The organism is Virgisporangium ochraceum (genome assembly GCF_016863655.1).
Classification (GTDB): domain Bacteria; phylum Actinomycetota; class Actinomycetes; order Mycobacteriales; family Micromonosporaceae; genus Virgisporangium; species Virgisporangium ochraceum.
The window spans coordinates 23471-30592 of the sequence record NZ_BOPH01000106.1 but is presented as its reverse complement, the minus strand read 5'-3'; the positions used below and the strand labels follow the sequence as shown (position 1 = coordinate 30592).

7 protein-coding genes are annotated in these 7122 nt (G+C 72.8%); 1 reads left to right on the top strand and 6 read right to left on the bottom strand.

The window, feature by feature from the left end; genetic code table 11:
• Positions 1-30: 30 nt before the first annotated feature.
• Genes Voc01_RS39245 through kdpF form a run of 4 tightly spaced genes read right to left on the bottom strand, consistent with a single transcriptional unit; the run spans position 31 to position 4637 of the window.
• Positions 31-861 (bottom strand): potassium-transporting ATPase subunit C, encoded by an 831-nt coding sequence (locus Voc01_RS39245; RefSeq protein ID WP_203932770.1) that lies wholly within the window; start codon positions 859-861, stop codon positions 31-33.
• The gene (gene kdpB / locus Voc01_RS39240; protein WP_203932769.1) at positions 861-2876 is read right to left on the bottom strand and encodes a potassium-transporting ATPase subunit KdpB; all 2016 of its coding nucleotides are present in this window, start codon (positions 2874-2876) and stop codon (positions 861-863) included. Before kdpB ends, Voc01_RS39245 begins: the two co-directional genes overlap by 1 nt.
• A gap of 43 nt (positions 2877-2919) precedes the next feature.
• Positions 2920-4557, bottom strand: a complete 1638-nt coding sequence (gene kdpA / locus Voc01_RS39235; RefSeq protein WP_203932768.1) for a potassium-transporting ATPase subunit KdpA — start codon at positions 4555-4557, stop codon at positions 2920-2922.
• A complete protein-coding gene (gene kdpF / locus Voc01_RS55080) occupies positions 4557-4637 on the bottom strand; it encodes a K(+)-transporting ATPase subunit F (protein WP_203932772.1) in 81 nt (26 codons plus the stop codon). Before kdpF ends, kdpA begins: the two co-directional genes overlap by 1 nt.
• A 233-nt stretch (positions 4638-4870) precedes the next feature.
• On the opposite strand from kdpF, the gene Voc01_RS39225 reads away from it, so the two are divergent.
• Positions 4871-5494, top strand: coding sequence for a hypothetical protein (locus Voc01_RS39225; RefSeq protein WP_203932767.1), 624 nt, complete (start codon positions 4871-4873; stop codon positions 5492-5494).
• Positions 5495-5522: 28 nt separating this feature from the next.
• Here Voc01_RS39225 and Voc01_RS39220 read toward each other — a convergent pair whose 3' ends face one another.
• A complete protein-coding gene (locus Voc01_RS39220; RefSeq protein ID WP_203932766.1) occupies positions 5523-6251 on the bottom strand; it encodes a response regulator in 729 nt (242 codons plus the stop codon).
• Entirely contained in the window at positions 6248-7084 is an 837-nt protein-coding gene (locus tag Voc01_RS39215) for a sensor histidine kinase (protein WP_239160824.1), read from the bottom strand. Before Voc01_RS39215 ends, Voc01_RS39220 begins: the two co-directional genes overlap by 4 nt.
• Positions 7085-7122: the final 38 nt, after the last annotated feature.

Here is a 7122-nt window from a genome sequence, read left to right as displayed (position 1 = left end):
GGCGGAGAAGGGGGCGTCGTGAGGGCCGGGTTACCTGGGAGCGTCGAGGGCCAGGTTGAGCTCGAGGACGTTCACGGCCGGCTCGCCCATGAACCCGAGCACCCGGCCGGTGGTGTACCGGTTGATCAGCCGTCGGACGGCGGCCTCGTCCAGGCTCCGTTCCCGCGCGACGCGCGGCGCCTGCAGCCGGGCGTAGGCGACGCTGATGTGGGGGTCGAGGCCGCTGCCGCTGGCGGTCACGGCGTCCGCCGGCACCGCGGGGTGGTCGGGGGCGTCACCCCGCACCGGGACGATCACCGCGCCGGCCGCGACGTAGTCCTCGCCGGCCGTCGCGCTCTCGACGGTGACGCCCCCGTAGGTCGCGAGGAACGGGGTGCCGGTCTGGTTGACGCTCACGACGCGGGTGACCGGGCCGGTGAGGCCGTCGCGGTGGAAGACCCCGAGCACGGCGCCGACACCGTCGTCGGTGCAGTACGGTCGGCGGCCGTCGACGCCTTCGAGCGCGCCGACCTGCCGGCTGCGGGCGCACACCAGGTTCAGGAGGTCGAGGTTCTCCGGTCCCAGGTTGCTGGCGGCGGTCGCGGTCGGGTCGTAGCCTTCGCCGGCGGCCGACGGCCGGGACTGGAAGTACCTCCGGACGGGGTTGCCGTCGGCGTCGGTGAACGCCTGCCCGAGCAGGCGGCTGCCGACCGGGCGTCCGTCGGCGTCGACGGCGATCGAACCGTCGGCCCGGTCGCCGAGGCCCGGGACGCGGCCCACGGCGACGAGCGCGAGCGGGTAGACGAGTCCCAGGAGGACGGTGAGGACGAGCAGCGCGCGCAGCGCCGCGAGGTGCTGGGCGAGCCAGGCTGGTAGGCGCATCAGGAGATCCCGGGGATGAGCTGGACGAGCAGGTCGATGAGCTTGATTCCGACGAACGGCGCGAGGATCCCGCCGAGGCCGTAGATCCACAGGTTGCGGGTCAACAGTTTCGCCGCGCTGGATGGCCGGTACCGCACGCCCCGCAACGCGAGCGGGATCAATGCGACGATGACGAGCGCGTTGAACACGACCGCGGAGAGGATGGCCGACTCCGGCGACGCCAGCCGCATGACGTTGAGCGTGTCGAGGCCCGGGTACACGGCGGCGAAGATCGCGGGGATGATCGCGAAGTACTTGGCGAGGTCGTTGGCGAGCGAGAACGTCGTCAGCGCGCCGCGCGTGATGAGCAGTTGCTTGCCGATCCCGACGATCTCGATGAGCTTGGTCGGGTCGGAGTCGAGGTCGACCATGTTGCCGGCCTCCTTCGCCGCCGACGTGCCGGTGTTCATCGCGACCCCCACGTCGGCCTGCGCGAGGGCCGGCGCGTCGTTGGTGCCGTCGCCGGTCATCGCGACGAGGCGTCCGCCCTCCTGCTCCTTCCTGATGAGGGCCAGCTTGTCCTCGGGCGTGGCCTCGGCGAGGAAGTCGTCGACGCCGGCCTCGTCGGCGATGGCCTTCGCGGTCAACGGGTTGTCGCCGGTGATCATCACGGTGCGGATGCCCATGCGGCGCATCTCGTCGAACCGTTCCCGCATGCCGGCCTTCACGACGTCCTTGAGATGGATGACGCCGAGCACCCGCGCGTTCTCGGCCACGACGAGCGGGGTGCCACCGGCGGCGCTGATCCGCTCGACCGTCGGGGTGACGTCGTCGCCCGGCCGGCCGCCGTTCTCGCGGACCCACGCCAGCACGCTGGCGGCGGCACCCTTGCGGATCCGGCGGTCGCCGATGTCCACACCGGACATCCGCGTCTGCGCGGTGAACGGGACGAACGTCGCGCGGGCGGTCTCGGCGCGGACGCGCAGGCCGTACTCCCGCTTCGCGAGCACCACGACGGACCGGCCCTCCGGGGTCTCGTCGGCGAGGCTCGACAGCTGGGCCGCGTCGGCCACCTCCTCGGCGGAGACGCCGCCGACCGGCAGGAACTCGGCCGCCTGCCGGTTCCCGAGCGTGATGGTGCCGGTCTTGTCGAGCAGGAGCGTGTTCACGTCGCCGGCGGCCTCCACCGCGCGTCCACTCGTCGCGAGGACGTTGCGGCGCACGAGCCGGTCCATGCCGGCGATGCCGATCGCCGACAGCAGCGCGCCGATCGTCGTGGGGATCAGGCAGACCAGCAGCGCGATCAGCACGATGCCGGCGACACCGTCGCCGTCGATGGCGGTGGTGTCGGGGGCGGCGGCGTTGTACGCCTTGGCGTAGATGGACATCGGCTGCAGCGTCACCACCGACAGCAGGAAGATGACGGTCAGCGCGGCCAGCAGGATGTTGAGCGCGATCTCGTTGGGCGTCTTCTGCCGGGACGCGCCCTCGACGAGCGCGATCATCCGGTCGACGAAGCTGTCGCCGGGTTTCTGGGTGATGCGCACGACGATCCGGTCCGACAGCACCTTCGTGCCGCCGGTGACCGCGCTGCGGTCGCCGCCGGACTCGCGGATGACCGGTGCCGACTCGCCGGTGATCGCCGACTCGTCGACGCTGGCGATCCCCTCGACCACGTCGCCGTCGCCGGGAATGATCTGGCCGGCCTCCACGACGACGAGGTCACCGGGCCGGAGAACGGAGGCGGCGACGGTCTCCTCGCCGCCGTCGACCAGGCGGCGCGCTGTCGCGTCCCGCTTGGCCTTGCGCAACGACGCGGCCTGCGCCCTGCCGCGACCCTCCGCGACGGCCTCGGCGACGTTGGCGAAGACGACGGTGAGCCACAGCCAGGCCGTGACGAGCCAGGCGAACGTGCCCGGGTCGAGGACCGCGAGCACGGTCGTGAACACCGCGCCGACCTCGACGACGAACATGACGGGGTTGCGCCACAGGGTGCGCGGGTCGAGCTTGCGCAGCGCGTCCGCGAGATGTGCCATGTCGGTCTCCTTCAGAGGCCTTGGGGTTCAGAGGCCTTGGGGTTCAGAGGCCTTCGGCCAGGGGACCGAGGGCGAGCGCGGGCAGGAACGTCAGCGCGACCAGGACGACCGTGACGCCGACGAGCATCCCGACGAACAGCGGACCGTGGGTCGGCAGCGTGCCGTTGGACTCCGGCACCGGCTGCTGGCGGGCGAGCGACCCGGCGAGGCCGAGCACGAGGACGATCGGCAGGAACCGGCCGAACAGCATCGCCAGCCCGAGTGCGGTGTTCCACCACGGCGTGTCGACGGTGATGCCGGCGAACGCGGAGCCGTTGTTGTTGGCCGCCGACGCGAACGCGTACAGCACCTCGGAGAAGCCGTGCGGGCCCGGGTTGAGCGCCGTCCTGTGGTTGCCGGTCGCCATCGCGGCGGCGGTTCCGACGAGGACGAGGGCCGGGGTCACGAGGAAGTACAGCGACGCGAACTTGATCTCACGGGCGCCGATCTTCTTGCCGAGGTACTCCGGGGTGCGCCCGACCATCAGACCGGCCACGAACACGGTCACCACGGCGAGGACCAGCATGCCGTACAGGCCGGCGCCGACGCCGCCGGGCGCCACCTCACCGAGGAGAATGTTGACCATCGGCATCATGCCGCCGAGCGCGGTGTAGGAGTCGTGGGCGGAGTTCACCGCGCCGGTGGAGGTCAGCGTCGTCGCCGCGGCGTACGCGGCGGAGTCCGGGACCCCGAAGCGCACCTCCTTGCCCTCCAACGCCGCACCGGCCGCCTGCGGGACGGTGCCGGCGCCGTGGGTCTCGATCCCGATCGTCGCCGCGACGCTCGCGATCGCGAGGACCGACATCGCGGCCAGGATCGCGTAGCCCTGCCGGTTCTGCCCGACCATCCGGCCGAACACCCGCGGCAGGCAGACGGGGATCAGCAGGATCAGGTAGATCTGCAGCCAGTTGGTCCACGCGCTGGGGTTCTCGAACGGATGGGCGCTGTTGACGTTGTAGAAGCCGCCGCCGTTGGTCCCCAGTTCCTTGATCGCCTCCTGCGACGCGACCGGGCCGCCGGTGACGGTCTGCGACCCGCCGGTGAGCGTGGTGACGTCGGTGCCGCCGGACAGGTTCTGCACGACGCCACCGACCATCAGCGCGACCGCGGCGACCACCGCGACCGGCAGCAGGATCCGGAGGGTGACCCGCGTGAGGTCGACCCAGAAGTTGCCGAGCCGGTCGGTGTCGCGGCGGGCGAAGCCGCGCACGAGGGCGACCGCGACCGCGATGCCCACGGCGGCGGAGACGAAGTTCTGCACCGCCAGACCGGCCATCTGCACGAGGTGGCCCATCGTCGACTCGCCGGCGTACCACTGCCAGTTGGTGTTGGTCACGAAGCTCACGGCGGTGTTCCACGCACCGTGGTCCATGACGGCGGCCCGGCCCAGCGGAAGCAGGTCCTGCAGCCGCAGGAACGCGTACAGGAACAGGACCCCCACCGCGGAGAACGCCAGGACGGCGCGGGCGTACACGGCCCACGACTGCTCGCCGTGCGGGTCGACGCCGACGAGCCGGTAGATCCCGCGTTCGACGCGCGAGTGCCGGTTCGTGGCGACCACGCCGTGCATGTAGTCGCCGAGGAGCCGGTACGAGGCGGCGAGCGCCACGACCAGCGATGCCACGAAGAGCGCGCCGTCCATCAGAACCTCTCCGGGAACAGCAGCGACACGACCATGAACACGGTCAGGCCGGCGGCGACGATGAGACCGATCAGGTTCACAGCCGTTCCACCGCCCGAACCACCACGGCGAGGACAGCGAACAGTCCCACCGTCATGAGCACCAGGACCACATCAGCCACCGCGCGACTCCCTCTCCTCGGTGTTCCGTGGCCATGGAAGCCCCGCGCGCCGGCCGTCGACAGGGGTGTTGACGGCACGCATACGGCGGTCCGGCCGATGTTGACGCGCCGTTGACGGTCCCGTTCGCCCGGCACCGGCCCTACCATCGATGGATGGCCGGTCTGCTACCGCAGATGAGCCTGGAGCCGGCGCCGGGCTACCGCCGGTTCGTCGAGCGCCACTTCGACGCGCTGCGACGCGACGCGTGCCGGCTGGCCGGCGACGGGCCGGACGTCGACGAGGTCTGCACCGACGTGCTCACCGACGTCGCCCTGCGGTGGCGGTGGTTCGAACTGCTACGGGTGCGGTTGCGCCGCAGCGATCCGGCGGGCGAGTACCTCGGCGTGGCCCTGGCCCGCCGGATCGCGCGGTGGAACGCCGAGCCCCCTGCCGACGCCGACGGCGAGCCGTTCCGGGAGGTGCGCGTCGAGGCCGTCCGGGACCGCGGGGCGGGCGGCTGGCCGTCGGCGTCCTGGTACCCGGACGGCTACGCCGTCGACCCGGACCCGCCCCCGGACCGCCGGCCGACCGGACCCGCGGCGACGAGCGCGGCCGTGCGGATCGCCGCGGTACGTCCGCTCCCGCCCCACACCCCGTCGGCGGCGGTCGAGGCGGTGATCGCCTGGTTGCACGCCTACGAGATGTATGGCCGGTACCGCCGGGTCCTGGCCGGCGCGGCGGTCGCGGTGGGCACCGCCATGCTGCTGACGCTGCGCGGCACCGGCGCCGGATCGTGACGGCGGCGCCGACTCCCGGCGGCGCGGGTCAAGCGTCGCCGGGGGTGACCAGGCCGGTCTCGTAGGCCAGCACTACGGCCTGGGCGCGGTCGCGCAGGGACAGCTTGGCGAAGATCCGGGCCACGTGCGTCTTCACGGTGGCCTCGCTGAGCGTGAGGGTCCGCGCCAGCTCGGCGTTGGACAGGCCCTGGCCCAGGAGCGTCAGCACCTCGAGCTCGCGCGGGGTCAACGTCGCCAGGTCGCGGTGGACGGCCGGTGCCGCCCCCGCGGCGGGCCGCTGTCCTTCGGCGGTCCGCTGCCCTGCGGTGGTCTGCAGCCCGTCGGCGGCGAACCGCTGGACGAGCCGGCGGGTGATCGACGGCGCGAGGAGGGCGTCGCCGGTGTCGACCAGCCGGACGGCGGCGGCGAGGTGGTCGGCGGTGACGTCCTTGAGGAGGAAGCCGCTCGCCCCGATCGACAGGGCGGCGTAGACGTACCGGTCCAGGTCGAACGTGGTGAGCATCAGCACCCGGCAGCCGGGGCTGTGCTCGAGGATGCGGCGGGTCGCCTCCAGACCGTCCATCGTGGGCATCCGGATGTCCATGAGCACGACGTCGGGCCGCAGCCGCCGCTGGGCCTCGACCGCCTCGGCGCCGTCGGCGGCCTCGCCGACCACCTCGATGCCGCGGGCCGTGAGAATCATCCGGAACCCGGTGCGGATCAGCTCCTGGTCGTCGACGATCAGCACCCGCGGCGAGGTCGCGGCATCCCGCGTCATGGCGGGTCCACGGGGATTCTGGCGCGGACACGGAAGCCGCCGCCGAGCCGCCGACGGGCGTCGAGGTCGCCGCCGTAGACCGCGACCCGCTGCCGCAACCCCAGCAGCCCGCGTCCCGCGCCGTCGCCGCTTCGGTTGCCGCTTCCGTTGCCGGTGGGGCCGGCTGGCGCCGGCGGGCCGGCGGTCAGGACGCTGGGACCGCTCGTCAGCACCTCGACCCGCAGCGTGCGTTCGGCGTAGCGGATCGTCACCTCCGCCCGACCGCCGGTGCCGTGCTTGAGCGCGTTCGTCAGGGCCTCCTGCACGATGCGGTACGCCGTGACGTCGATGCCCGACGGCAGCGGCCGGGGGCTGCCGGAGACCCGTACCTCGACCGGCAGGCCGGCGAACGCGATCCGGTCGATCAGCGGGCTCAGCGCGGCGAGGCTGGGCTGGGGTGCCAGCCCGGCGGCGGAGGCGGAGTCGTCGGAGCCATCGGAGCCGTCGGAGCCATCGGGGGCGGGTGCCAGCAGCCCGAGCAGGTGCCGCAGCTCGGTCATCGTGGTGCGGCCGGCTCCCTCGACCGCCGACAGGGCCGCGGCGGCGTCGTCGGGGCTGGCGGTGAGCACCTCGCGGGCCGCGGTGGCCTGCACGATCATGAGGCTCACGTTGTGGCTGACGATGTCGTGCAGCTCACGGGCGATGCGGGCCCGTTCGGCGTCGACGGCGGTGCGGGCCGCGCTCTCCCGCTCGCGTTCGAGGAGCCAGCCCCGTTCCTCCACCGCCCGACGGTACCGGCGCCGGGTGCGGACCAGCGCGACGCCGACACCAGCCGCTGTCGCGACCGCGACCACCGCGATCACCACCGCGACCGCCAGCACCACGACGAGCC

Excerpts from the sequence above, each read along its gene's own strand:
- kdpB (WP_203932769.1), bottom strand. The coding sequence starts at position 2,876 with ATGGCACATCTCGCGGACGCGCTGCGCAAGCTCGACCCGCGCACCCTG.
- kdpA (WP_203932768.1), bottom strand. The coding sequence starts at position 4,557 with ATGGACGGCGCGCTCTTCGTGGCATCGCTGGTCGTGGCGCTCGCCGCC.
- Voc01_RS39245 (WP_203932770.1), bottom strand. The coding sequence starts at position 861 with ATGCGCCTACCAGCCTGGCTCGCCCAGCACCTCGCGGCGCTGCGCGCG.
- Voc01_RS39220 (WP_203932766.1), bottom strand. The coding sequence starts at position 6,251 with ATGACGCGGGATGCCGCGACCTCGCCGCGGGTGCTGATCGTCGACGAC.
- Voc01_RS39225 (WP_203932767.1), top strand. The coding sequence starts at position 4,871 with ATGGCCGGTCTGCTACCGCAGATGAGCCTGGAGCCGGCGCCGGGCTAC.